This is a genomic window from Marinobacter manganoxydans MnI7-9 (assembly GCF_000235625.1).
Lineage (GTDB): Bacteria > Pseudomonadota > Gammaproteobacteria > Pseudomonadales > Oleiphilaceae > Marinobacter > Marinobacter manganoxydans.
The window spans coordinates 1-24,939 of the sequence record NZ_AGTR01000064.1 but is presented as its reverse complement, the minus strand read 5'-3'; the positions used below and the strand labels follow the sequence as shown (position 1 = coordinate 24,939).

Genomic DNA, 24,939 nt, shown 5'->3' with positions numbered 1-24,939 from the left:
ACCTCTTCCTGTTTCTTAAGTCCTGGGGATCAACCCTTTTTAATGATCGCTTCGGCAATGTTCGAAGGTGCCTCTGAATAACCAGAGAACTCCATCGCATAGGACGCCCGGCCTTGCGTTGCAGAACGCAGGTCGGTGGCGTAACCGAACATTTCCGACAACGGAACCTCTGCACGGATGACCTTACCGGCAGGACCTTCGTCCATGCCCTGGATAACGCCGCGACGACGGTTCAGGTCGCCTACAACATCACCCATGTAATCTTCCGGCGTCACAACTTCAACACGCATGATCGGCTCGAGCAGTGCCGGGTTCGCCTCGAGGGCACCCTTCTTCATTGCCATGGAACCAGCGACCTTGAAGGCCATCTCGTTCGAGTCGACGTCGTGGTAGGAACCGTCGTACAGGGTTGCCTTGATACGCAGCAGCGGATAACCGGCCAGACAGCCGTTCTGCATCTGCTCTTCAATACCCTGCTGAACTGCCGGGATGTATTCCTTGGGAACAACACCACCAACAATCTCATTCACGAAGATAAAGTTTTCACCATCTTCATCATCCAGCGGCAACGGCTCAAGCTTGATCTTGACGTGACCGTACTGACCACGACCACCAGACTGACGCACAAATTTGCCTTCGACGTCTACCGACTTGCGAATGCGCTCACGGTAGGCCACCTGCGGCTTGCCGATGTTCGCCTCTACCTTGAACTCGCGACGCATGCGGTCAACGATGATGTCCAGGTGAAGCTCACCCATGCCAGAGATGATGGTCTGACCGGATTCTTCGTCGGTACGAACGCGGAACGACGGATCTTCCTGAGCCAGCTTACCCAGTGCAACGCCCATCTTTTCCTGGTCCGCCTTGGACTTCGGCTCAACGGCAACAGAGATAACCGGCTCCGGGAATTCCATGCGCTCGAGAATGATCTTGTGATTCTCGTCGCACAGGGTGTCACCGGTGGTTACGCTCTTCAGGCCGATCGCAGCAGCGATGTCGCCCGCCAGTACTTCTTTGATTTCCTGGCGATCCTTGGAGTGCATCTGAACCATACGGCCGACGCGCTCTTTCTTGCCTTTGACCGAGTTGTAGACGGCATTACCGGACTCAAGCTTACCGGAGTAAACCCGGAAGAAGGTCAGCGTGCCCACAAACGGGTCTGTGGCGATTTTGAACGCCAGTGCCGCGAACGGCGCATCATCATCCGCCTCACGAAGCTCCTCGGTACCGTCTTCGTCAACTTCACCACGGATGGCCTTGACTTCGTCCGGCGCCGGCAGGAACTCGATAACGGAATCCAGAACCGCCTGGACACCCTTGTTCTTGAACGCAGAACCACAGGTAGCAACAACGATCTCGTTCGCCAGGGTACGCATACGCAGACCCTTCTTGATATCGTCGATGGAGAGCTCACCCTCTTCGAGGTACTTTTCCATCAACTCTTCGTTGGCTTCTGCAGCAGCTTCAACCATCTGCTCGCGGTACATGGCGACTTCGTCTTCCATTTCCGCGGGAACGTCTTTCTGCTCGTAAGTTGCGCCAGAGTCAGCTTCGTTCCAGTAGATGGCCTTGTTCCGGATCAGGTCAACGATACCGGCGAAGTTGTCTTCAGCACCGATCGGCAACTGGATGGGAACGCAGTTCGCACCGAGACGCTTTTTGATCTGCTCGACGACGCGCAGGAAGTTTGCACCGGCACGGTCCATCTTGTTGACGAACACCATGCGCGGAACTTCGTACTTGTTGGCCTGACGCCATACAGTCTCGGACTGCGGCTCAACACCGGAGGAACCACAGAACACGACAACCGCACCGTCGAGTACGCGCAGGGAGCGCTCTACTTCGATAGTGAAGTCAACGTGCCCCGGGGTGTCGATGATGTTGATCCGGTGCTCCGGGTACTGCTTGTCCATACCCTGCCAGAATGTCGTAGTCGCAGCAGAGGTGATGGTAATACCACGCTCCTGCTCCTGCTCCATCCAGTCCATGGTAGCTGCACCATCATGAACTTCACCGATCTTGTGGGAAATACCTGTATAGAACAGTACCCGCTCGGTGGTCGTGGTTTTGCCCGCATCAACGTGCGCACAAATACCAATGTTTCTGTAACGCTTGATAGGAGTCTTGCGTGCCACTGTATAAACCTCGGCTGATTAGAAACGGAAGTGAGAGAACGCCTTGTTGGCTTCTGCCATGCGGTGAACATCTTCACGCTTCTTAACAGCGGAGCCTTTGCTGTCAGCGGCGTCCAGGATTTCACCAGCCAGACGCTGAGCCATGGACTTCTCACCGCGCTTCCGTGAATATTCTACGAGCCAGCGCATTGCCAACGCGTTCTGACGAGAAGGCCGTACTTCGACAGGCACCTGGTAAGTAGCACCACCAACACGACGGGACTTAACCTCAACCATCGGCTGGATGTTCTCCAGGGCCTTCTCGAACATGTCGATCGGCTCTTCTTTGGATTTCTCGGCAACAATGTCCAGAGCGCCGTAAACAATGCGCTCTGCGGTAGACTTCTTGCCACTTTCCATCACGTGGTTGATGAACTTGGCAAGACGTGCACTGCCGAATTTCGGATCCGGGATAATTTCCCGTTTAGCTGCAACTCTTCTTCTAGGCATCGATAAGCCCTTATATATCTAAAAGGTCTTCAGGAACCCCTGAGATAGCAAATGCTACTCAGCCTTACTCTTACCGTTCTGACAAGCAACGATAAAAGACACCCGCTCGGGACATCAGGACTTGGGTCGTTTTGCACCGTACTTGGAGCGGCCCTGCTTACGGTTCTGTACACCCTGGGTGTCCAGCGTTCCGCGAACAGTGTGATAGCGCACACCCGGAAGGTCTTTTACTCGACCGCCACGGATAAGCACAACACTGTGCTCCTGAAGGTTGTGACCTTCACCACCAATGTATGAGGAAACCTCGTAGCCGTTGGTCAGACGAACACGGCACACTTTACGCAGTGCTGAGTTCGGCTTCTTCGGCGTTGTGGTATACACACGAGTGCACACACCACGGCGCTGAGGGCAGGCCTGGAGAGCAGGAACATCGCTCTTGGCTACCTTGCGCTTACGAGGCTTACGCACCAACTGATTAATCGTTGCCATGTAAGCAAACTCCAAAAAACCATATCAATGAAACTTACCCCCTGTGCAGGGGGTAAAATTTAAGGGACGCAAGTGTAAGCCTGCGCCCCCGGACAGTCAAGATGACTGGTCTCTTTTTGACCACCTCTCGGGTAGGTAACTACCCGGAGGCGGCGCGTCGTCCCAACTCAGCTTTCGCGGTTGAGCTCGGCACTCAGAGCTTCTTCCACGTCGGCCGCGGTTACGCCCTGCTCTTCCAGGTCACGCTTGCGACGACGCTCGTTGTGGTATGCCAGACCGGTACCGGCCGGAATCAGTCGACCAACCACAACGTTTTCCTTCAGGCCGCGCAGGTAATCACGCTTACCGGTAACCGCACCTTCGGTGAGTACCCGGGTAGTTTCCTGGAACGAAGCCGCAGAAATGAACGACTCGGTGGCCAGGGAAGCCTTGGTGATACCCAGCAGCAGACGCTCGAACCGTGCAGGCTCTTTGTCGGCGGCATCGGCCTTCTCGTTTTCTTCCAGCACCTGGGTGATTTCCACCTGGTCGCCGGAGAGCAGAGTGGTATCGCCGGGATCGGTGATTTCCACCTTCCGCAGCATCTGACGAACGATAACCTCAATGTGTTTATCGTTGATGACAACACCCTGCAGCCGGTAAACGTCCTGGATTTCGTTGGTGATGTACTTGGCCAGTTCAACCACACCCAGCAGACGCAGAATATCGTGCGGGTTGGACGGACCGTCCGAGATTACCTCACCCTTCTCAACGGTCTCGCCTTCGAAGACGTTGAGCTGACGGTGCTTCGGAATCAGAACTTCGTAAGCATCCCCATCCTTCGGTGTGATAACCAGACGCTTTTTGCCCTTGGTTTCCTTGCCGAACGAGACCATACCGCTGATTTCAGCCAGGATGGAGGATTCCTTCGGACGACGGGCCTCGAACAGGTCGGCAACCCGCGGCAGACCACCGGTGATATCCCGGGTCTTGGAGCTTTCCTGCGGGATCCGTGCTACCACGTCACCCAGTTCGATCCGCGCACCGTTGGCCATGGTGACCAGAGCGTTTGCCGGCAGGAAGAAGATCGCAGTACCGCCACCTGGCAGCTCCACTTCTTCACCCTTCTCATCAATGAGCTGGATCGCAGGACGAATGTCCTTACCAGCTGCAGGACGCTCCTTGGAGTCGATGACCTCCATGGTGGACAGGCCCGTCAATTCGTCGGTCTGGGTGCGGACAGTGATGCCCTGGTCCATGTTGACGAATTTCGCGGTACCACCAGCCTCGGCGATGATCGGGTGGGTGTGCGGATCCCACTTGGCAACCACAACGCCCGCTTCAACCGCATCACCGTGCTTGACGGATAGAACAGCACCGTATGGCAGCTTGTACCATTCACGCTCACGACCCTGGTCATCGGCAATGGCCAACGCGGAGGAACGGGAAATCACCACCAGAGTACCGTCGGCCTTCTCGATCGACTTCATATTGTGCAGACGGACGGTACCGCCATGCTTGACCTGGATATTGTCCACCGCGGACGCCCGGCTGGCCGCACCACCAATGTGGAAGGTACGCATAGTCAGCTGGGTACCCGGCTCACCGATGGACTGCGCAGCGATAACGCCCACAGCTTCACCGACGTTAACCTCGTGACCACGGGCCAGATCACGGCCGTAGCACTTGGAGCAGATACCGTGGCGGGTTTCACAGGTGATCGCAGAGCGAACCCAGACTTCATCCACACCGGCCCGCTCGAGGGTTTCAACGGCCTTCTCGTCCAGCAGAGTGCCGGCTTCGATAACGGCGTTATCCTTGTCGGTCGGAGTAAACGCATCACGGGCGGTCACACGACCCAGAACCCGGTCACCCAGCGGTACTACAACGTCGCCACCTTCGATGTGCGGCGTCATCAGCAGACCTTCGTCGGTACCACAGTCAGGCTCGGTAACGACCAGATCCTGGGAGACATCTACCAGACGACGGGTCAGGTAACCGGAGTTCGCGGTCTTCAGAGCGGTATCCGCCAGACCCTTACGGGCACCGTGAGTGGAGATGAAGTACTGGAGTACGTTCAGACCTTCACGGAAGTTCGCAGTGATCGGCGTTTCGATAATAGAGCCGTCCGGCTTGGCCATAAGGCCACGCATACCGGCCAGCTGACGGATCTGGGCCGCGGAACCCCGGGCGCCGGAATCGGCCATCATGTAAACCGAGTTGAACGACTCCTGCATCAGGTATTCGCCGTCCTCGCCCTTCACCGGTTGTCCGTCAGGCCCGATAACCTGCTCCTTCGCCAGACGCTCCATCATGGCTTTGGAAACTTTATCGTTGGCACGTGACCAGATGTCGATAACCTTGTTGTACTTCTCGCCCTGGGTCAGCAGACCGGACGCGTACTGGGTTTCGATATCCTTCACCTCAGCGGATGCGGCATCAACCAGCTCGTACTTCTCCGGCGGAATCTCGAAATCGTTGAAACCAATAGAGATACCGGAAACGGTCGCATAGTGGTAACCCATGTACATCAACTGATCCGCGAAGATGACGGTGTCTTTCAGACCGGCATCACGGTAGCAGGTGTTGATCAGGTTAGAGATTGCCTTCTTGACCATCGGCTTGTTGACCAGCTCGTAGGACAGGCCATCAGGCACGATGTCAAACAGCAGAGCACGACCAACCGTGGTATCAACAATCTTGTATTGCTCGGTACGGGAGCCATCTTCGGCAATCGCCACTTCCTTCACGCGAACCTTGACGATCGCCTGAAGGTCGACCTTGCCAGCGCCGTAGGCACGATGCGCCTCTTTGACGTCGGCAAACACCATACCCTCACCCAGGGCGCTCTTGCGCTCACGGGTCATGTAGTACAGGCCGAGTACCACGTCCTGGGACGGCACGATAATCGGCTCGCCGTTGGCCGGCGACAGCACGTTGTTGGTGGACATCATCAGCGCACGGGCTTCGAGCTGGGCTTCCAGGGTCAGCGGTACGTGAACCGCCATCTGGTCGCCGTCAAAGTCGGCGTTGTAGGCCGCACACACCAGCGGATGCAGCTGGATCGCCTTGCCTTCGATCAGAACCGGCTCGAATGCCTGGATACCCAGACGGTGCAGGGTCGGCGCACGGTTCAGCATGATCGGATGCTCACGGATGACTTCGTCCAGGATATCCCAGACCACGCCTTCCTCGCGCTCGACCATCTTCTTGGCGGCCTTGATGGTGGTCGCCAGGCCGCGGTGCTCCAACTTGGAGAAAATAAACGGCTTGAACAATTCCAGTGCCATCTTCTTTGGCAGACCACACTGGTGCAGGCGCAGGTACGGACCGACCACGATCACTGAACGACCGGAGTAGTCCACACGCTTACCAAGCAGGTTCTGACGGAAACGACCCTGCTTACCCTTGATCATGTCAGCCAGGGACTTCAGCGGGCGCTTGTTGGTGCCGGTAATGGCCCGGCCACGGCGCCCGTTGTCCAGCAGCGCGTCAACGGCTTCCTGCAGCATCCGTTTCTCGTTACGCACGATGATATCCGGAGCGTTCAGCTCCAGCAGGCGCTTGAGACGGTTGTTCCGGTTGATCACCCGACGGTAAAGATCGTTCAGATCAGAGGTCGCGAAGCGGCCACCGTCCAGCGGTACCAGCGGGCGCAGATCCGGCGGAAGCACCGGAAGCACGGTCATGACCATGTCGCCTGGCTTGTTGCCGGAATACAGGAACGCCTCAAGAATTTTCAGACGCTTGCTGAACTTCTTGATCTTGGTTTCGGAGTTGGTCTGCGGAATCTCCTCACGCAGGGCATCGACCTCTTCCTGCAGATCAATACCTTCAAGGAGCTCCTTGACCGCTTCGGCACCCATGCGGGCGTCGAACTCGTCGCCGAATTCTTCCAGGGCTTCATAGTACTGCTCATCGTTCAGCAGCTGGCCCTTCTCCAGGGTGGTCATCCCCGGATCGATAACAATAAAGGATTCGAAGTACAGGACCCGCTCGATATCGCGCAGGGTCATGTCCAGCATCAGACCGATACGGGACGGCAGTGACTTCAGGAACCAGATGTGCGCGACCGGGCTGGCCAGCTCAATATGGCCCATGCGCTCACGGCGGACACTGGCCAGCGCAACCTCAACGCCACACTTCTCGCAGATAACACCGCGATGCTTGAGGCGTTTGTATTTACCGCACAGACACTCGTAGTCCTTGATCGGGCCGAAGATCTTGGCACAGAAAAGACCGTCGCGCTCCGGCTTGAAGGTACGGTAGTTAATGGTCTCAGGCTTCTTCACTTCGCCAAAGGACCAGGAACGGATCATGTCAGGCGACGCCAGGCCAATACGGATGGCGTCGAATTCCTTGCTTTGGTTCTGGCTCTTGAGAAGATTCAGCAAATCTTTCATCAGTAAAAGCTCCGGATGGCGTTAATCTCGGGCGGGCACTGGTCGTGCCCGCTCACGCTGCCAAAAACAATTCGGCTCACTCGGATTCCAGCTCGATGTCGATACCCAGCGAGCGGATTTCCTTGACAAGAACGTTGAAGGATTCGGGCATGCCCGGCTCCATCCGATGATCGCCATCGACAATGTTCTTGTACATCTTGGTCCGACCGTTCACGTCATCAGACTTGACGGTGAGCATCTCCTGCAGCGTGTAAGCTGCACCGTAGGCCTCGAGAGCCCACACTTCCATCTCACCGAAGCGCTGGCCACCGAACTGCGCCTTACCACCCAGCGGTTGCTGGGTAACCAGGCTGTAAGAGCCGGTGGAACGAGCGTGCATCTTGTCGTCGATCAGGTGGTTCAGCTTCAGGATGTACATGTAGCCAACCGTTACCGGGCGGTCGAACATATCACCAGTACGACCGTCATACAGCATGGTCTGACCGGTAGTGCTCAGTCCCGCAAGCTCAAGCATGCGCTTGACCTCGGCTTCCTTGGCACCGTCGAATACCGGCGTTGCCATGGGCACACCGCCGCGAAGGTTGTGGCACATCTCCAGGATTTCCTTGTCGGACAGGGAATCCAGGTCCACCTTGAACACTTCGTCTGAGTGATTGTAGATCTCATCCAGCAGCTTGCGTAATTCAGCCACCTTGCGCTGCTCGTCCAGCATCTGGCTGATACGCTCACCCAGACCCTTGGCTGCAGCACCCAGATGAGTCTCAAGCACCTGACCTACGTTCATCCGCGAGGGAACACCCAGCGGGTTCAGAACCACGTCAACCGTGTTGCCGTGCTCGTCGTAAGGCATGTCTTCGATCGGCATCACCGAGGAAATAACACCCTTGTTACCGTGACGACCGGCCATCTTGTCACCCGGCTGGATACGACGCTTGATAGCCAGGTATACCTTGACGATCTTCAGTACGCCCGGTGCGAGGTCGTCGCCCTGCTGAAGCTTGCCTTTCTTGTCGTCAAAGCGCGCTTCGTGTTCCTTCTTGCGGTCTTCCAGACCCTGCTCGGATTTCTCCAGCAGCTCGTTCAGGCTCTCGTCTTTCATCCGGAGCTTGAACCAGTCAGAACGCGGCAGCTCGGCCAGGTAGCTCTCTTCGAGGGTGGCGCCTTTCTTCAGGCCCGGCCCACTGATCACTTCCTGCCCTTTCAACGCACTGTTCAGACGCTCGAATGTCGCACCTTCAACAATCCGGTACTCGTCTTTCAGATCCTTGCGATACTGGTCCAGCTGCTCTTTCTCGATGGACTGGGCACGCTGATCCTTCTCGATACCGTCGCGGGTAAAGACCTGCACGTCGATAACGGTGCCGCGGGTGCCAGTCGGCACGCGGGAGGAGGTGTCCTTAACATCGGACGCCTTCTCACCAAAGATGGCACGCAGCAGCTTCTCCTCAGGCGTCAGCTGGGTCTCACCCTTCGGTGTGACCTTGCCTACCAGAATGTCACCGGGGCCCACTTCAGCACCAATGTAAACAATACCGGACTCATCCAGCTTGGACAGCGCACTTTCACCAACGTTCGGAATATCCGCGGTGATTTCTTCGCTACCCAGCTTGGTGTCCCGAGCCACACAGGTCAGTTCCTGAATGTGGATGGTGGTCAGGCGATCTTCCTGCACCACTTTCTCGGAAATGAGGATGGAGTCCTCAAAGTTGTAACCGTTCCAGGGCATGAACGCGATGCGCATGTTCTGCCCCAGTGCCAGCTCACCCAGATCCACAGAGGGACCGTCTGCCAGCACGTCGCCACGGGCAATAATGTCGCCCTGACGCACGATGGAGCGCTGGTTGATACAGGTGTTCTGGTTCGAACGGGTGTACTTGGTCAGGTTGTAGATATCCACACCTGCATCACCCGCTTCGGTTTCCTCGTTATTGACACGAACCACGATGCGCGAAGCGTCAACGCTTTCGATCACACCGCCGCGGCGAGCCGATACACAGACGCCAGAGTCTTGGGCAACCGTACGCTCAACACCGGTTCCTACCAGGGGAACCTGGGCTTTGAGTGTCGGAACCGCCTGACGCTGCATGTTCGCACCCATCAGTGCCCGGTTGGCGTCGTCATGCTCCAGGAACGGGATCAGGGATGCCGCGACCGATACTACCTGGCGCGGAGATACATCCATGAAGTTAACGCTCTCCGGCGGAGTAACGGTAAATTCGTTCTGGTGGCGAACGGTAACCAGTTCGTCGGTCAGACGCTTGGTCTTCTCGTCCATGGCAGCACTGGCCTGGGCGATGACGTAGTTGCTCTCCTCGATAGCGGACAGGTAAACCACTTCATCGGTTACCACGCCGTTCTCAACTTTCCGGTACGGACTCTCGAGGAAACCGTAGGAGTTGGAGCGCGCGTAAGTCGCCAGCGAGTTGATAAGACCGATGTTCGGACCTTCCGGCGTCTCGATTGGGCATACGCGACCGTAGTGGGTCGGGTGTACGTCACGAACCTCAAAGCCTGCACGCTCACGGGTCAGACCACCTGGGCCCAACGCAGAGATACGACGCTTGTGCGTGACCTCGGACAACGGGTTGTTCTGGTCCATGAACTGCGACAGCTGGCTTGAGCCGAAGAATTCTTTAACCGCGGCTGCTACCGGCTTGGCGTTAATCAGGTCCTGCGGCATCAGCCCTTCGCTTTCAGCAAGGCTCAGACGCTCACGAACCGCTCGCTCAACCCGAACCAGGCCAACGCGGAACTGGTTTTCGGCCATTTCGCCAACGCAGCGAACACGACGGTTACCCAGGTTATCGATATCGTCCACATTGCCCTGGCCGTTACGTATGTCGATCAGGGTCTTGAGAACGTCGATGATGTCTTCGTGGGTCAGGGTGCCCTCACCTGTGCTTTCTTCACGGCGCAGACGGCGGTTCAGCTTCATCCGGCCAACCGCAGACAGGTCATAGCGCTCTTCAGAGAAGAACAGGTTATTAAACAGGTTCTCAGCCGACTCCTTGGTGGGCGGCTCACCCGGGCGCATCATCCGGTAGATCTCAACCAGCGCTTCGAGCGGCGTGCGAGTCGGATCGATACGCAGGGTGTCAGACATGAACGGACCACAGTCCAGATCGTTGGTGTAAAGGGTTTCGATATCCTTCACGCCAGCGTCGAGAATCTTGGTGACCAGCTCTTCTGTCAGCTCGGAGTTACACTCCACCAGGACTTCACCGGAACCCTGATCGATCATGTCTTTCGCCAGTACACGGCCGTACAGGTACTCGGTCGGCACCTCAAGCTCGTTGATGCCGGCTTTTTCCAACTGCTTGATGTGGCGGGCCGTAATCCGGCGACCTTCTTCGACAATCACGTTACCGTCATTGTCCTTGATATCGAAGGTCGCGATGTCGCCACGCAGACGGCTCGGCACCAGCTCCAGCTTGCACACTTCCGCGCCCAGGCTGAATTTACTGGTTTCGAAGAACATCTCCAGCATCTGCTCGGAGGTGTAGCCCAGGGCACGCAACAGAATGGATGCCGGAAGCTTACGACGACGGTCGATACGAACGAACACGGAGTCCTTCGGATCAAACTCGAAGTCCAGCCAGGAACCACGGTAAGGAATCACCCGGGCAGAATACAGCAGCTTGCCGGAGGAATGGGTCTTGCCCTTGTCGTGATCGAAGAACACACCCGGAGACCGGTGGAGCTGGGAAACAATAACGCGCTCGGTACCGTTGATAACGAAGGTACCGTTCTCGGTCATCAGGGGCATCTCGCCCATGTAGACTTCCTGCTCTTTAATGTCCTTGATCGCCTTGTTGGACGATTCCTTATCGTAAATGATAAGGCGGACCTTCACCCGCAGCGGCGCTGCATAGGTTACGCCCCTAAGCTGGCATTCCTTGACATCAAAAACCGGCTCGCCAATACGATAGCTCACGTATTCGAGCGCGGCATTGCCAGAGTAACTGACAATCGGGAATACGGATTTGAATGCTGCGTGAAGACCGGTTTCCCGGCGGTCTTCAGGAGCGGCTTCCATTTGGAGGAAGTCCCGGAACGAATCCAGCTGAATAGACAGCAAATAGGGGACGTCCATCACGGAAGGCAATTTACTAAAATCTTTGCGAATCCGCTTTTTCTCAGTGTAGGAGTAAGTCATCTGCATTCCCCAGCTTTAGACCTGATACCTGGTATCAAGAAGCAACCAATGTTCTGCTTCGGGGCCGAATTGCTCGGCTTATCGCGCCGTCTTGAACAAGACTCTGGCTGTAGGTTATAGATCTGACATCAACCTGCAATTGCTCACCAGACTCTATAGCATATACAACAGAAAAAGGCCGGTGGCCCAAAGCCACCAGCCTGTCCATGCTTATCGCACGGTTTCGATCAACAGCCGACTCTTACTTGAGCTCAACAGAAGCGCCTGCTTCCTCAAGCTTCTTCTTGGCTTCTTCAGCGTCGTCTTTGCTAGCTGCTTCCTTGATAACGGAAGGAGCGCTGTCGACCATTTCCTTGGCTTCTTTCAGACCCAGGCCAGTCAGTTCACGAACGGCCTTGATTACGTTTACTTTCTTCTCACCAGGACCGGTAAGTACAACGTCAAACTCGGTCTGCTCTTCAGCAGCGGCTTCGCCACCACCAGCAGCTGCCGGCGCAGCAGCAACGGCTGCAGCGGCAGAAACACCGAATTTTTCTTCCATTGCTTCAACCAGCGCAACTACGTCCATTACGCTCATTTCAGCGATTGCGTTCAAAATGTCTTCGTTAGACAGAGCCATGACTTTCTCCCAAAAATATAAAAAATGGTGTTCAACAGAATCAAGCAGCTTCTTGCTTCTGGTCGCGAACTGCCGCTACAGCACGAGTCACTTTCGAAGGAACTTCGTTCAGTGTCCGTGCCAGCTTGGTGATCGGTGCCTGTGTTACTGCGGCCAGCATTGTCAGCGCTTCGTGACGTGTTGGCAGCTTGGCAAGACGGTCGATCTGGTCTGCACCCATCAGCTCTCCGCCGACGGCCAGTGCCTTAATCTCGAACGCCTCTTTCTCTTTCGCAAAATCCTTCAACAGACGCGCTGCCGCGCCCGGATCTTCCATAGAGAATGCCAGAATGGTCGGGCCGACCAGGGCTTCGTCGATGCACTCGAACTCGGTACCGCGAATCGCGATCTTCGCCAGGTTGTTACGAACAACCTTCAGACGCACGTTTTCGGCACGAGCCTTGGCACGAAGCGCCGTCATGTCACCAGAGGTAACACCACGGTAGTCAGCCATAACCACAGACAGAGCACCACCGGCAGTCTCGTTGACTTCAGCGACGATCGCTTTCTTGTCTTCGAGTCTAATTGCCACTGGATTTCTCCTCGATTTCGCCGGGTCTTCCCGGCAAACCCACATATACCCCTCGCGGGGCTCCTAACGGTGTTTGGGTTCAGAGAGAACGTCTTCACACCGTCTGCGCAGGCGTTGCTTTAACCCTTGCAGCACTTCCAGTCAGACCGAAAGTGCTTCGGGGGCCTGCGGTCTTTGACAGCCTTGGCTTCCGCCCAGACTACAAAGTAACCACCGATCAAAGGATCAAATAGCGAGACCGCTCTGATCGATAGTCAGGCCAGGACCCATAGTCGAGGAAATGGTGATCTTTTTGAGATACACGCCTTTCGCCGACGACGGCTTGGCCTTTTTCAGATCTGCTACCAGAGCTTCAAGGTTTTCCTTGATGTTCTGCGCAGAGAATTCAACGTTACCCAGCGGAGCGTGGATAATGCCGTTCTTGTCGGTGCGGTAACGAACCTGACCGGCCTTGGCGTTCTTGACCGCAGTCTCGACGTCAGGAGTCACAGTACCCACCTTCGGGTTCGGCATCAGGCCACGGGGACCAAGAATCTGGCCCAGCTGACCAACAACACGCATGGCGTCCGGAGTGGCGATAACCACGTCGAAATCCATGTTGCCTTTCTTAACTTCGTCCGCCAGATCGTCCATGCCTACAACGTCTGCACCAGCAGCCGTTGCTTTCTCGGCATTGGCGCCCTGGGTAAATACAGCGACGCGAACGGTCTTGCCGGTGCCGTGAGGCAGAACAGTGCTGCTACGGACAACCTGGTCGGATTTACGTGCGTCAACGCCCAGATTGACGGCTACGTCGACAGACTCTTTGAACTTCACGTTCTGGCCCAGCTCAACCAGCAGTGCAACTGCTTCGTCGACAGAGTAGGAACGGGTAGAGTCTACCTTTTCACGAATAAGCTTCTGACGCTTGCTCAGCTTCGCCATGTTACAGGCCCTCCACGTTCAGGCCCATGCTGCGGGCTGTTCCTGCAATGGTACGTACCGCTGCGTCCATATCGGCTGCAGTCAGGTCCGGCTCTTTGGTCTTGGCAATTTCTTCAAGCTGCTCGCGGGTCACGGTACCGACTTTCTCGGTATTCGGACGACCGGAGCCACTCTTGATGCCAGCGGCCTTCAGGAGAAGAACCGGTGCAGGCGGAGTCTTGGTAATAAAGGTAAAGCTGCGATCACTGTAAACGGTGATCACGGTCGGAATCGGCAGACCAGGCTCCATGTCCTGAGTCTGGGCGTTGAACGCCTTGCAGAATTCCATGATGTTTACGCCGCGCTGACCCAGTGCAGGACCAACGGGGGGACTCGGGTTGGCCTTGCCGGCAGCAACCTGAAGCTTGATGTACGCTTCAATTTTCTTTGCCATGATAGATCTCCTGTGGGTTCAAACGCCTCTCGGCTCCCCGTTTTTACAACTGCTAAGAGCAGACACAAAAAGCCCGCGTCGCTTGAGCGCGCGAGCTTTCAGCTTTCCCGTTACCGGTCAGTCTTTTTCGACCTGCCCAAACTCCAGCTCTACCGGAGTTGAACGACCAAAGATCAGAACGGCAACCTTGACCCGACTCTTGTCGTAGTCAACTTCCTCAACCACACCATTGAAGTCCGCAAAAGGACCTTCAACAACGCGAACAATCTCACCCGGCTCGAACAGCGTCTTCGGCTTGGGCTTGTCTGCACCGCTTTCGACTCGACGAAGGATCGCTTCCGCTTCCTTTTCGGTGATCGGTGCAGGCTTATCCTTGGTACCACCAATAAAACCAAGAACACGCGGGGTGTTCTTCACAAGGTGCCACGTCGCATCGTCCATTTCCATCTGGACCAGTACGTACCCGGGATAGAATTTGCGCTCACTCTTGCGCTTCTTCCCTTCTCGCATTTCGACGACTTCCTCGGTCGGAACCAGGATCTCGCCGAAACGGTCTTCCATCTCGTGCAGCGCGACGCGCTCCCTGAGAGTGCGCATTACCTGCTTTTCGAAGCCAGAATACGCATGAACGACGTACCAGCGCTTAGCCATTGCCCACTCCTGTTAACCGATAAACCCGGCGACCAGCCAGCTGATCAGCGAATCCATACCCCACAACAACAGAGCCACAACGAGCACAAACACCACAACAATCGCTGTCGTCTGCACGAGCTCGGGCCTGGTGGGCCATACCACTTTCCGGATCTCTACTCTCGCTTCCTTCAGCAGCGTCGCGAAGCGACGACCACGGTCGGTCTGGAGGGCAACAAGCGCCGCCACAATTGCGAGACCTACAAGAGCCAGAACCCGATACAGCAGAGACTCGGCACTATAATACTGATTCCCCACCACACCGATGGCGATCAGAACGAAAACAACCAGCCACTTCACGAAATCGAAACGGCTGGCTGACTGAACGGCTTTTGACTCCATAGGAATCAACTTATGTATCCGGATGTTAAAAAATGGCAGGCCAGGAGGGAATCGAACCCCCAACCTGCGGTTTTGGAGACCGCTGCTCTGCCAATTGAGCTACTGGCCTGCACCGAAACAACTCAGTGCACTTACTCTCGAGTCTATTACTCGATAATCTTGGAGACTACGCCGGCACCAACGGTACGGCCGCCTTCACGAATCGCGAAGCGCAGGCCATCTTCCATGGCGATCGGAGCAATCAGGGTAACACTCATCTTGACGTTGTCACCCGGCATAACCATTTCCACACCTTCCGGCAGTTCGCAAGAACCGGTTACGTCGGTGGTACGGAAGTAGAACTGCGGACGGTAGCCCTTGAAGAACGGAGTATGACGGCCGCCTTCTTCTTTGGACAGTACGTACACTTCGCACTCGAACTTGGTGTGCGGAGTGATGGAACCCGGAACCGCCAGAACCTGACCACGCTCAACGTCGTCACGCTTGGTGCCACGCAGCAGCGCACCAATGTTCTCACCGGCACGACCTTCGTCCAGCAGCTTGCGGAACATCTCAACACCAGTACAAGTGGTCTTCACGGTATCCTTGATACCAACGATTTCCACTTCGTCACCAGTCTTGATAACGCCACGCTCAACACGGCCGGTCACAACAGTACCACGACCAGAGATAGAGAAAACGTCCTCGATCGGCATCAGGAACGGCTGATCGATCGCACGCTCCGGCTCGGGGATGTAGTCATCCAGAGCTTCTACCAGCTTCTTAACAGCGGTAGTACCCATCTCGTTGTCGTCTTTGCCTTCCAGCGCCATCAACGCAGAACCGGTGATGATCGGAGTGTCGTCACCCGGGAAGTCGTACTGGCTCAGCAGGTCACGAACTTCCATCTCAACCAGCTCGAGCAGCTCTTCATCGTCTACCATGTCCGCTTTGTTCAGGAACACAACGATGTAAGGTACGCCAACCTGACGGGACAGCAGGATGTGCTCACGGGTCTGCGGCATGGGGCCGTCAGCTGCGGAGCAAACCAGGATCGCGCCGTCCATCTGCGCTGCACCAGTGATCATGTTCTTCACATAGTCAGCGTGGCCCGGGCAGTCTACGTGAGCGTAGTGGCGATTCGGGGAATCGTACTCAACGTGGGAAGTCGCAATGGTAATACCACGCGCCTTCTCTTCCGGTGCGTTATCGATCTGGTCGAAGGCACTCGCAGAGCCTGTACCCCAAACTTCGTGACATACACGGGTCAGGGCAGCAGTCAAAGTGGTTTTACCATGGTCAACGTGACCAATGGTGCCTACGTTCAAGTGCGGCTTATTACGTTCAAACTTAGACTTAGACATTCGACCAATCTCCCTAATCAACCAGGATCGTAACGTTGACCGGATAAATAATGGAGCTCATGGGCGGATTTGAACCGCCGACCTCACCCTTACCAAGGGTGTGCTCTACCAACTGAGCTACATGAGCATTACAAAACAAATTGGAGCGGGCAGCGGGAATCGAACCCGCGTCATCAGCTTGGAAGGCTGAGGTAATAGCCACTATACGATGCCCGCGAGCAATTTAGTGGTGGAGGGGGCAGGATTCGAACCTGCGAAGGCGATGCCGTCAGATTTACAGTCTGATCCCTTTGGCCACTCGGGAACCCCTCCGAGTCGGATTCGCGTGAGCGAATCCGTCAAAACTTAAAGTGGAGCTGGCGGACGGAATCGAACCCCCGACCTGCTGATTACAAGTCAGCTGCTCTACCAACTGAGCTACGCCAGCTCACATTCGCCTCGTCAGCGAGGGCGGTATACTACGGATTTTTTTCTGGCGTTGCAACACCTTCACAAGGCCTGATTTCAACGAAATCAAAATTGCTGCCGTAATCCGCTTTCACCGCCTGAACCAGTTCTTCAGCGAGTTCTGGTTCCGCCTCAAAAGAGAGCGCGTAGCTTATCTGATTTCGGGGGAAGTTGACCAGTACCGCATTAAGATTCTGACGTTTTTTTCTTCCAGCACGGAAATTGCAGATTCGCGGGACTCGAACAGCCCCAGCGAAATGGCATTGCGGTTTTCGCCCTCGGTAACCAGATAGGAGTCGATCCCCTGCCTCTGAATGTCACGGAACTGGCTCAGGGCGACAGCCTCGGGCTGGGGTGGAATAAGAACCCAGTGCAGGGGTGCCAGCTCTCTTTCGACTTCTTCAATCCTGAAACCCGCCTCCTCCGCGAGAGGTTGACTGTCCACCAGGCTTCGGGCGCGCTCCGCGGTTTCAATCCATCCAAGGCGGGCACAGGACATTTCGGATTCGTCGGCGGGTGCACCAGGCCCGACACCGGAGTCTGCCGGCCCCGGCGATTTGAGGCTGGCCACCCTTGGCAGGCTGCCACTGGCAACATTGGCCATGCCGCCCGATGGCCCCACGAAGTCCGGCAGGTAATAAATAGCAATACTCACCAGCACCAGCACCAACGCCAACCACCTCATCCGGAGGTTTCCTCCGCATGAATTGCACGAAGTCCCGACAACACAAGATCCGGGCGAGAAATACCGGGCAGACCAAGACCGATAAGCCGGTCAGCATCGCCGCCAGTAACCAGAATTTCAGACAGTGACAGTTTTCGGGCGTCAGCGATCACCCGCTCAATCATCGCAGCAGACAGCCAGGCAAGACCATGGTTCACGCACTCTCCGGTACTCTTGCCAGGGTCCGTTGCCAGCCCCTGGTCCGGGTCGAACCAGATCCGGGCGGCATCGGTCCGGAGACTGCGCAGCATCATCTGCAGGCCAGGAAGAATATAACCACCCAGATGCTGACCATGCCGATCAACATAATCGACAGTAACGGCACTGCCTGCGTCCAAGACCGCAAAGCCCTGCCTGTGATCGAGCCAGGCACCGTACATTCCATGCCACCGATCAGCCCCCATTCTCGAGACATCCTGGTAGGCGTTCATGAGGCCATTCCGGGACTGTTCCGACCAGTAAAAGCGAACCGGCGCCTGACACAGCTTCTCGACGGAGCCCGCCAAATGAGTTCGCCTTTCTTCAGAGGCGACGGTGGATATGGCGACAGACACAACCTTTCCGATCAGTTCTCCCGACATGCCCAGGGGGTTCTCGTCTTCGAGAGAGCCGGTCCCCGAGGCCAGAACCTCATCCTGGTTTGCAAGACACCACTTCAGCCGGGTGTTACCCGCGTCAATAAACAGATTCATTTTGCCACTCGCAGACTGATTTCCCCTGCGCGCACCGGAACAAGCCCGTTTTCGGTCCGGATTTGATAGTTGCCGGCGTCATCAATGCCACAACCGACACCTTCGACATCACCGCCCCGGGCCTTGAGCGATTTTCCCATGAACACATCGCGACGCTGCCAGGACTCCCGAAAATCTGCAAACCCGATATCCGAGAACAGCGCGACAGCATCGAATACAGCATCGATGATTGCACCACCGATCTGGCTGCGCGACCACCCGACTTGAGGGCAGGCCCTGGCGAGGCTGCTCCAGGGTTGATCGACGCCATCAGCCCGGGACATATGTACATTCAGCCCGATACCCGCAATTACCTGCACCACGCCTTCCTCCAGCTCACCCTGGAGCTCCACCAGGATGCCGCCAAGCTTGCCGTCCGGCAGAAAAATATCATTTGGCCACTTGAGTCCGACCTCCGGCACTCCCAGTCGTTCCAGGGCATTGGCCACCGCAACGCCGAGCACCAGACTCAACCCATCCAGTACTCCGAAGCCGCCGTGGAAGGTGAGCCCCATGCTCAGGTACAGGTTTTCGCCCCGGGGGCTTTGCCATACACGCCCCCGTCGGCCTCGGCCGGACGTCTGACAGTCGGCGATAGCCACCGGGACACCCTTGCTTCCGGCGTTAATCTGCCTGATCACCTCGGCATTGGTCGAGTCAACCTCGTCGAGGACTGTCAGTGAAAGCTCCTGTTCCCGGCCGGCGGCAATTTCACGAAGCACCCGTGCCCTATCGAGCAGGTCGACCCGGGACACCAGCTGATATCCACGTCCGCGAATCGTGGCAATGTCAGCACCTTCCTCCATCGCGCGACGAATCTGCTTCCAGATTGCGGTACGACTAACCCCGAGCTTTTCGGCCAGCGCGGCTCCGGAGTGAACCTGACCGTCACTGAGCAGCTCTATAAGTGCTTTGGATTTCATAAGATGCATCCAGCCATGAAATTGGGTAAGGCCGGATTAAACACCAGGGAAGGGAAAAAGACAAAGTTGACGGCGTCGCTTTGCGAACCGCCTGCGGGAAGATCAGGGAATCGGGGTTGCGGTCAGATTGGCCTTGATATCAAAGTTCTGCATTTTGACGCCATAGACGGCCGTCTGAGCACCACCAACGGGATGAACCAGGTCGATATTGTTGATCGAGAGTTCCTTGAACCGGCTTCTCGCCTTCACAGCAAACCCGAGCGGTCTGTTGTCGGCCTCGGCGAGGGTTGGATTGGAGACATAGCGGTAACCGGCAGTGGACGAACCATCCATGATTTTTTCATCGCCCCGGTTGCCTGTCACTCCCATTGCATCCGGACCGTCCTCCTTCTTCACAACCCGGGTTTGATAGACATCCACGGAAAGATCGGTCCGTAGCCCAAACGAGTTGTCGTCTACGCCATCACCATCAAAGTCCCCACCATCGCTGGTATGGATATCGTTCAGAACGAGGCTCGTCCCGGTTCCGTTCATGGCCTCACCAACACCGCTGCTTTGCCGGTTGGTTTCCCAGGTCAGCGAGTTCTTCCGGGCTTCATTGATGGCCTTGGCAAGCACCTGCTTCAGGCGGACCGTCAGCCCCTCCTCACCCCGGGGTTCCCAGACGCCTCCGGAAGCCGCACAGGCGGATGGGCTATCACCCATGCCACCGGCGCAGACATCGCCGGCCCCGCCGGGGACGACGGTCATGCTGCTGCCGGTTTCGTATTTCTGAATCACGAACCTCCCGAAACTCTGACCGGATTCCTTGTCGCCGATTCTCAGATTGCCGATATCCATGGTGCTCCAGGATTCGCCCTTGATCACCGCAAGCCCCTCCTGGCTGACATCAACGGTCATGTCACGCACATGCGCGTCATAATCCAGTTCGGTAATCCAGAGACCCTTCTGGGGAATCTCACCATTACCTTCATCGTAGGGCACCGCGATAATCGCCGCCTTGCCGTTCCTGATGCTGACATCGGAATTGATGGTTATCCCCTCACCCGATGCGCCGCCTGCACCGAGCGTCACATGGCCATCAAGCTCGAATTCGTAAGCCGGATAGAACCCCAGTGCCAGCAGCAGCTCTGTGCCACCCTGCAAGGGGGCGTCATCACTTCCTACTCGCAGACCGTTGATCCGGTAGCCGGCCCTGATGTCCTCGAAACCAATCCGCAGACCATCGAAGAACTCGGTATCGTTGGTGACGCCATCGCGAGTTACATTGACCGTTACATCGCCCTGCCCCCAGGACTGCAGGCCACTGAAGATCACCCGGTTGCCGTCTTCGGTGTAGCTGAAATCAGCAAGCCGAAGACTCCATTCAGTGGCAAGTCGCAAGCCCTGCGGCCCGGCGTCAGGGTGTCCACCCCCCTGCAGATAGATCGCATTGGAATAGCTGCGGCCGTTGAACACCTGATCTTCAAGCAGAAAGCTGACATTCACCTGACCGATACTCTTGCCATTGCCACCCACCTCAATAGCGCCAATGCTGAATTCACCATCCATGGAGCCAAGGGGCAGGGCCAGGGCCGGTCTATTCTGCCAGTCGGTCGCCACATCGAGCCGGAGGTCGTTAATCCGATAGACGCCAGTGATGTCTCGAAGCGCGAGGGCCTTTCCGTCATCCCTGTACAGAAAAGAGGCCGAGTGTATAACGGTCTCATTATCGATTCGCAGGCCCTCTCCGGATCGGCCGCCGGCAGTCAGGCTGGTGCTGGAGGAAAGCTCGTAACTTCCACTCAGGCTGCCATAGCTGGGTAGAGGCTGTCCGTTGCCGGAATCGACAGATACGCCATGATTCAGGGGGTTGCTGCTGTAACGAATCGCGCCGACCTCCCAATCCCCGGTTATTCTGGGCGCATTCAGAGCCAGAGTGTCGCCGACCACATCCAGGGTTACTCCCAGTGCCTCCACATTCATGGTGATATCGTCCAGAAAAACTTCATTGCCATTGGTGCGATATCCCAGACGGCCGCCAGTCATCGTGTAGGCGGAGTCAAAGGTATATCCGGCCCCGCCAACGGAGCTGCCCTGCCTTATATTTAAATACCCTTCCAGAGAATGATCGAAAAAGATCCCCCCCATACTGACACCGGGGGCCCCGGCGAGCCGGATATCACCGAACTCGATCCGTCGGTCTTTCACCAGGTAATCGAGGTTAAGGGATGCATCCTCCTCAACATCGATGCGAATCAGGTGGAATGCCTGACCAGAAGGATCAACGGCGGACCCAATGCGAAAACCGTCCAGATGGATGCTGCTGCCATCATCAACATAGGACAGTCGATCTGCCGTCAGGCCAAGATCGAGCTCTACCGACAAACCACTCTGGCCACTGATGTTTGCCAGCGTGGAATCGTCCAGGCTTTTCATGTCGGCGACCACCGGCAAGGCGAGGACCACACAAAACAGCCCAGTGGCCATCGGGGCAAGTTGTTTGATTCTGTCTGGCGCGCCCATAACCGTTAACCTCTTCAATCTCACGGATTCCCCGCCGGAAACACGAGCAGGTTTCCTTCCATCACAACGTCCCCTCGCATATCAACAGAGAATATGTCGGTCTGCTGAAAGCCGGGGTCGGTGGGCCGGGCCGTGCTGCTGGAAGAAATCTTGAATTGAACGTCGTTGAACCGAACAGTATTGGGTAGCCCAAGCTCCAGCACATCCCGATTGAACAGTTCGCCATCACCACCGAATCCGGAATCGACTTTGCGGACCCGCAGTGTCAGGCCCTCAAACGCGAAATTGCCCCGAATATCATCAAGAACCACCCATCCCCCGTCCTCTTTCAGACGGTAGGCAAAGCGGGCACCGCACTTCTTGTCAGCATCATCACAGCGTCCGAAATAGCTGTTCTCAACCGGGCCACCCATTTCATTGATGCTGATGTCGCCGGACAGGTAGATTCCACCCTGTCCGGAGATATGCGAGAGAGCTTCATCTCCCAGGCGGGCGAGTTCGGCAAGGCTGGGGAGTGAAAACAGAAAAACAGGGAGAGCAAGTATTGTTCTGCGCAGAAAGGATTTCATTGGCTCAGATCCCTGGTCTTAATGTTCAAGTGTTGTATCAGCATTCCCTGTACACGGGCCGAACCAAAATCGCGGTCGCCAACACTGAAATTTCCGATCTTGAGATTGCTGCGAAACTCCGGGTTCGTGTAGTAGGACTCGTAGAAATCCCAGGCGTCCACATCACTGCTGCCGCGGAGACCGTCGGCACCGATCTCGCCCGGCTGAGGGCGCCGAATTGCAGCAACCTCCACTACAAAGTTTCCACTGCCATCAACGTCGAAGAATACCGGTTGAAGCTGGTTGCCAATCGCCAGTTCGAGCGCAAAATTGCTCATCAGTATTCGTGATCCGCAGGTAGAACCGTCCTGTGCGCAGGCATTGATAGAAAGTTCCGGGGAATAGAAATTCAGCTTGAACTGGCCGACCATCTGGCGCCGATCGTTATCGCCCCAAAGGCGCAGATAGCTCCCATCGATGACAGCACTCTTTGCGTGGATATTGATATTGGCAGACCGGTCGTCACCAACTGCCACGTTCATCTGCATGCCGATGTCCGCTCGTTCCCCGATGTATCCAGCGGACGCCGGGCGACTCGAGCAGGTGCCGCTGCCAGGACCGGCCCCGGAGTCCATGCAGTCATAACCCTGGTCGCTATTGACCATGGCACTGGCTGCGAACTCCAGCACCGCCTTGTTAGCGATACCAATATCATTGCCATCCACCACATCAATTTTCCACGGGTTCAGGAGTCTCCCGAGATTGACCGGGCCCAGGGTCTCTCCGTAGTTGCTATTGGCCCCGGCGATGTAGAGATGGTTTACCGTAATATCGACATCACGGCCGTCGGTGCTTTTGATCCCGCCAATCCGGAAAATGCGTGCCTGCTCTCCCGAGGCATCCGGCTCATCCGTTCCATGGGAGAATTTGAAATTCTCCAGTACAAGGCCGATCCCGGCTCCATCAATCGAGGACATTTCAGTTTCCGAAAGCCCCTGAAGTTCCGCCTCAACAGGCACTGGGGCGGGCAGAACAGCCGCCATCACCGGAAGGAGCCGCGCGAAAACAGGAAGCTGACTGAAACTCAACCATTTCATACGAAGCTCCTCAGAACAGACCTTTGCCGCGGTCGATGTATTCGGTGCGGTAACGCTGGGTGCCATAGAGCGCCTCGTTGAGATTGACCTCAGTAGCGCCGTTGGGAATATTGAAGAAGGCACCTGATGTGGCCTTGATAAAATCTTCGGGCGTGAAGTCTGTTTTCTTTACATCCTTCAGCCAATCAAGATCTTTGGTCTGGAATGAGATAAAAGCACCGTCGGCCGGCCCGGTGATACGTCGCTCGCCATTGACCTCACCAACCTCTCCTACCGGGAAGCTGTTATAGATATCCAGGTCGAAACAGGAATCTATTCCAAGGACCAGGCAGTCCTCCGCGTAAACATAAATGTCACCGCCTGAACAGCTGAAAAAGGAACAATCCGGAACCTCGATTCGGGAACTCGACCCCCAGCCGATCAGATTCTTTACCGACCAGCGGGTAAAGCCGCTTGCGCCTTCGAGAATGAACCGTTCGCCATCCGGTATACCGATGTATTCCGCTCTTACCGGGTCCAGGGAGCCAATGTTTGGATCGCCCTCCGCACCGTAAACCAGCTCTGCCTTGGTGGATAATGGACTACCGCCTTCGAGTAGAGGGGTGAGGAGCACGATGATTTGGTCAAAAAGGTTACCGCTTGAGCTGGCCTGGCTCAGCCCTTCACCGCGGTCAATGATGTCCACGTTCACATTGCCAGTCAGCGTTTCAATCTTGCCGGACAGGACACCCATGGATTCACCGAAACCCAGTCGGAAGCCGACCACCTCTTCAGTTTGTTCATCGAAGGCAAACTCCAGAAACGGATTCTGGATCAAAAAAGGAACGATTTCCCCCTCTGCATAGGCACTGCCATCGGGCTTTCGCTGTCTCGGAGCTTTGGGATTGGCGTCAAAGTAAGCCTGATTGTTAATGTAACCAAGGGCAAAATCTTCAATATAGACATCCGAAGTGCCCGGTTTCTCACCTTCCCGGTCGTAACGGCCCATTTTCAGCACATCCACATTGGTCTGGATTTCAATGTCCATTCCGAGATTGACCCGGGTATAGGCGGTGTTGTCGTTGGCATCAGGATGGTACTGGCGGTCAACCGATACAAAGGCCTGCCCTGTGACTTCAGACATCTGTCGATCTGAAATCGGGCGCAGTTCGGCGTTGACCCCCGAGGCCAGTAAAGGCAGGAGGAGAAGCGAATAAAATGGTTTACTCATAGTCACATCTCACCGCGGCCGCTTCTTGTTATTGGCGGCTGATTTAAAGATGACTGATGAGCGTCTCTGAGGCTGGCTTGGATTTTTGATGTTGTTTTAGCCAGTTCTTTTACAGAAGTGTAACCTCGGTTACATGTTGTCACTGTGCGCAGCGTCATGGTTTTGGCATTTGCCAAATTTC

19 protein-coding genes and 5 tRNA genes are annotated in these 24,939 nt (G+C 56.1%); all 24 read right to left on the bottom strand.

Annotated elements, in window-relative coordinates; all coding sequences use genetic code 11:
* Positions 1-29 precede the first annotated feature (29 nt).
* The 24 genes from fusA to KYE_RS14645 all read right to left on the bottom strand — a co-directional run bounded on the left by fusA (position 30) and on the right by KYE_RS14645 (position 24,758).
* A complete protein-coding gene (gene fusA / locus KYE_RS14760; protein ID WP_008174849.1) occupies positions 30-2,135 on the bottom strand; it encodes an elongation factor G in 2,106 nt (701 codons plus the stop codon).
* Positions 2,136-2,153: 18 nt separating this feature from the next.
* On the bottom strand, positions 2,154-2,624 hold the full coding sequence (gene rpsG / locus KYE_RS14755) for a 30S ribosomal protein S7 (protein WP_008174847.1): 471 nt from the start codon (positions 2,622-2,624) through the stop codon (positions 2,154-2,156).
* Positions 2,625-2,738: 114 nt separating this feature from the next.
* Entirely contained in the window at positions 2,739-3,113 is a 375-nt protein-coding gene (rpsL, locus tag KYE_RS14750; RefSeq protein WP_008174844.1) for a 30S ribosomal protein S12, read from the bottom strand.
* A 167-nt stretch (positions 3,114-3,280) separates the two neighbouring features.
* Positions 3,281-7,495, bottom strand: coding sequence for a DNA-directed RNA polymerase subunit beta' (rpoC, locus tag KYE_RS14745; protein ID WP_008174840.1), 4,215 nt, complete (start codon positions 7,493-7,495; stop codon positions 3,281-3,283).
* A 76-nt stretch (positions 7,496-7,571) separates the two neighbouring features.
* Positions 7,572-11,651, bottom strand: coding sequence for a DNA-directed RNA polymerase subunit beta (gene rpoB, locus KYE_RS14740; RefSeq protein ID WP_008174839.1), 4,080 nt, complete (start codon positions 11,649-11,651; stop codon positions 7,572-7,574).
* Between the two features lie 241 nt (positions 11,652-11,892).
* On the bottom strand, positions 11,893-12,270 hold the full coding sequence (gene rplL / locus KYE_RS14735) for a 50S ribosomal protein L7/L12 (protein WP_008174836.1): 378 nt from the start codon (positions 12,268-12,270) through the stop codon (positions 11,893-11,895).
* Between the two features lie 40 nt (positions 12,271-12,310).
* Complete coding sequence (rplJ, locus tag KYE_RS14730) at positions 12,311-12,841, bottom strand: 50S ribosomal protein L10 (RefSeq protein ID WP_008174835.1); 531 nt, start codon at positions 12,839-12,841, stop codon at positions 12,311-12,313.
* 225 nt (positions 12,842-13,066) lie between these two features.
* The gene (gene rplA / locus KYE_RS14725) at positions 13,067-13,765 is read right to left on the bottom strand and encodes a 50S ribosomal protein L1 (RefSeq protein WP_008174833.1); all 699 of its coding nucleotides are present in this window, start codon (positions 13,763-13,765) and stop codon (positions 13,067-13,069) included.
* A 1-nt stretch (position 13,766) separates the two neighbouring features.
* The gene (gene rplK, locus KYE_RS14720) at positions 13,767-14,198 is read right to left on the bottom strand and encodes a 50S ribosomal protein L11 (protein ID WP_008174831.1); all 432 of its coding nucleotides are present in this window, start codon (positions 14,196-14,198) and stop codon (positions 13,767-13,769) included.
* Positions 14,199-14,315: 117 nt separating this feature from the next.
* Positions 14,316-14,849: a transcription termination/antitermination protein NusG gene (gene nusG, locus KYE_RS14715; RefSeq protein ID WP_008174829.1), complete on the bottom strand. Its 534-nt coding sequence runs from the start codon at positions 14,847-14,849 to the stop codon at positions 14,316-14,318.
* A 12-nt stretch (positions 14,850-14,861) separates the two neighbouring features.
* A complete protein-coding gene (gene secE, locus KYE_RS14710; RefSeq protein ID WP_008174826.1) occupies positions 14,862-15,230 on the bottom strand; it encodes a preprotein translocase subunit SecE in 369 nt (122 codons plus the stop codon).
* A gap of 33 nt (positions 15,231-15,263) precedes the next feature.
* Positions 15,264-15,339, bottom strand: a tRNA-Trp gene (locus KYE_RS14705).
* A 37-nt stretch (positions 15,340-15,376) separates the two neighbouring features.
* Complete coding sequence (tuf, locus tag KYE_RS14700; RefSeq protein WP_008174823.1) at positions 15,377-16,573, bottom strand: elongation factor Tu; 1,197 nt, start codon at positions 16,571-16,573, stop codon at positions 15,377-15,379.
* Positions 16,574-16,624: 51 nt separating this feature from the next.
* Positions 16,625-16,700: transfer RNA gene (locus KYE_RS14695), tRNA-Thr, on the bottom strand.
* Between the two features lie 14 nt (positions 16,701-16,714).
* Positions 16,715-16,789: transfer RNA gene (locus KYE_RS14690), tRNA-Gly, on the bottom strand.
* An 11-nt stretch (positions 16,790-16,800) separates the two neighbouring features.
* A tRNA-Tyr gene (locus KYE_RS14685) sits at positions 16,801-16,885 on the bottom strand.
* A gap of 39 nt (positions 16,886-16,924) precedes the next feature.
* A tRNA-Thr gene (locus tag KYE_RS14680) sits at positions 16,925-17,000 on the bottom strand.
* 171 nt (positions 17,001-17,171) lie between these two features.
* Positions 17,172-17,705 (bottom strand): hypothetical protein, encoded by a 534-nt coding sequence (locus tag KYE_RS14675; RefSeq protein ID WP_008174820.1) that lies wholly within the window; start codon positions 17,703-17,705, stop codon positions 17,172-17,174.
* Positions 17,702-18,436 (bottom strand): type III pantothenate kinase, encoded by a 735-nt coding sequence (locus KYE_RS14670; RefSeq protein ID WP_008174817.1) that lies wholly within the window; start codon positions 18,434-18,436, stop codon positions 17,702-17,704. Before KYE_RS14670 ends, KYE_RS14675 begins: the two co-directional genes overlap by 4 nt.
* On the bottom strand, positions 18,433-19,398 hold the full coding sequence (locus KYE_RS14665; RefSeq protein ID WP_008174814.1) for a biotin--[acetyl-CoA-carboxylase] ligase: 966 nt from the start codon (positions 19,396-19,398) through the stop codon (positions 18,433-18,435). Before KYE_RS14665 ends, KYE_RS14670 begins: the two co-directional genes overlap by 4 nt.
* Positions 19,399-19,500: 102 nt before the next feature.
* Complete coding sequence (locus tag KYE_RS14660; RefSeq protein ID WP_008174812.1) at positions 19,501-21,903, bottom strand: DUF6160 family protein; 2,403 nt, start codon at positions 21,901-21,903, stop codon at positions 19,501-19,503.
* 20 nt (positions 21,904-21,923) lie between these two features.
* Positions 21,924-22,472 carry a hypothetical protein gene (locus KYE_RS14655; protein ID WP_008174810.1) on the bottom strand — a complete coding sequence of 183 codons (549 nt, stop codon included), beginning with the start codon at positions 22,470-22,472 and terminating at the stop codon, positions 21,924-21,926.
* Positions 22,469-23,548, bottom strand: a complete 1,080-nt coding sequence (locus tag KYE_RS14650; protein WP_008174808.1) for a hypothetical protein — start codon at positions 23,546-23,548, stop codon at positions 22,469-22,471. The genes KYE_RS14655 and KYE_RS14650 overlap by 4 nt, the downstream gene beginning before the upstream one ends.
* Positions 23,549-23,558: 10 nt before the next feature.
* On the bottom strand, positions 23,559-24,758 hold the full coding sequence (locus KYE_RS14645; RefSeq protein WP_008174806.1) for a hypothetical protein: 1,200 nt from the start codon (positions 24,756-24,758) through the stop codon (positions 23,559-23,561).
* Between the last annotated feature and the right edge of the window lie 181 nt (positions 24,759-24,939).

Bases quoted from the DNA above. Each gene is read 5' to 3' on its own strand.
- rpsG (WP_008174847.1), bottom strand. From the start codon at position 2,624: ATGCCTAGAAGAAGAGTTGCAGCTAAACGGGAAATTATCCCGGATCCG.
- KYE_RS14670 (WP_008174817.1), bottom strand. From the start codon at position 18,436: ATGAATCTGTTTATTGACGCGGGTAACACCCGGCTGAAGTGGTGTCTT.
- rpoB (WP_008174839.1), bottom strand. From the start codon at position 11,651: ATGACTTACTCCTACACTGAGAAAAAGCGGATTCGCAAAGATTTTAGT.
- tuf (WP_008174823.1), bottom strand. From the start codon at position 16,573: ATGTCTAAGTCTAAGTTTGAACGTAATAAGCCGCACTTGAACGTAGGC.
- KYE_RS14675 (WP_008174820.1), bottom strand. From the start codon at position 17,705: ATGAGGTGGTTGGCGTTGGTGCTGGTGCTGGTGAGTATTGCTATTTAT.
- KYE_RS14665 (WP_008174814.1), bottom strand. From the start codon at position 19,398: ATGAAATCCAAAGCACTTATAGAGCTGCTCAGTGACGGTCAGGTTCAC.
- rplL (WP_008174836.1), bottom strand. From the start codon at position 12,270: ATGGCTCTGTCTAACGAAGACATTTTGAACGCAATCGCTGAAATGAGC.
- rpsL (WP_008174844.1), bottom strand. From the start codon at position 3,113: ATGGCAACGATTAATCAGTTGGTGCGTAAGCCTCGTAAGCGCAAGGTA.
- secE (WP_008174826.1), bottom strand. From the start codon at position 15,230: ATGGAGTCAAAAGCCGTTCAGTCAGCCAGCCGTTTCGATTTCGTGAAG.
- KYE_RS14645 (WP_008174806.1), bottom strand. From the start codon at position 24,758: ATGAGTAAACCATTTTATTCGCTTCTCCTCCTGCCTTTACTGGCCTCG.
- nusG (WP_008174829.1), bottom strand. From the start codon at position 14,849: ATGGCTAAGCGCTGGTACGTCGTTCATGCGTATTCTGGCTTCGAAAAG.
- KYE_RS14655 (WP_008174810.1), bottom strand. From the start codon at position 22,472: ATGAAATCCTTTCTGCGCAGAACAATACTTGCTCTCCCTGTTTTTCTG.
- rplA (WP_008174833.1), bottom strand. From the start codon at position 13,765: ATGGCGAAGCTGAGCAAGCGTCAGAAGCTTATTCGTGAAAAGGTAGAC.
- KYE_RS14650 (WP_008174808.1), bottom strand. From the start codon at position 23,548: ATGAAATGGTTGAGTTTCAGTCAGCTTCCTGTTTTCGCGCGGCTCCTT.
- rplK (WP_008174831.1), bottom strand. From the start codon at position 14,198: ATGGCAAAGAAAATTGAAGCGTACATCAAGCTTCAGGTTGCTGCCGGC.
- rpoC (WP_008174840.1), bottom strand. From the start codon at position 7,495: ATGAAAGATTTGCTGAATCTTCTCAAGAGCCAGAACCAAAGCAAGGAA.
- KYE_RS14660 (WP_008174812.1), bottom strand. From the start codon at position 21,903: ATGGGCGCGCCAGACAGAATCAAACAACTTGCCCCGATGGCCACTGGG.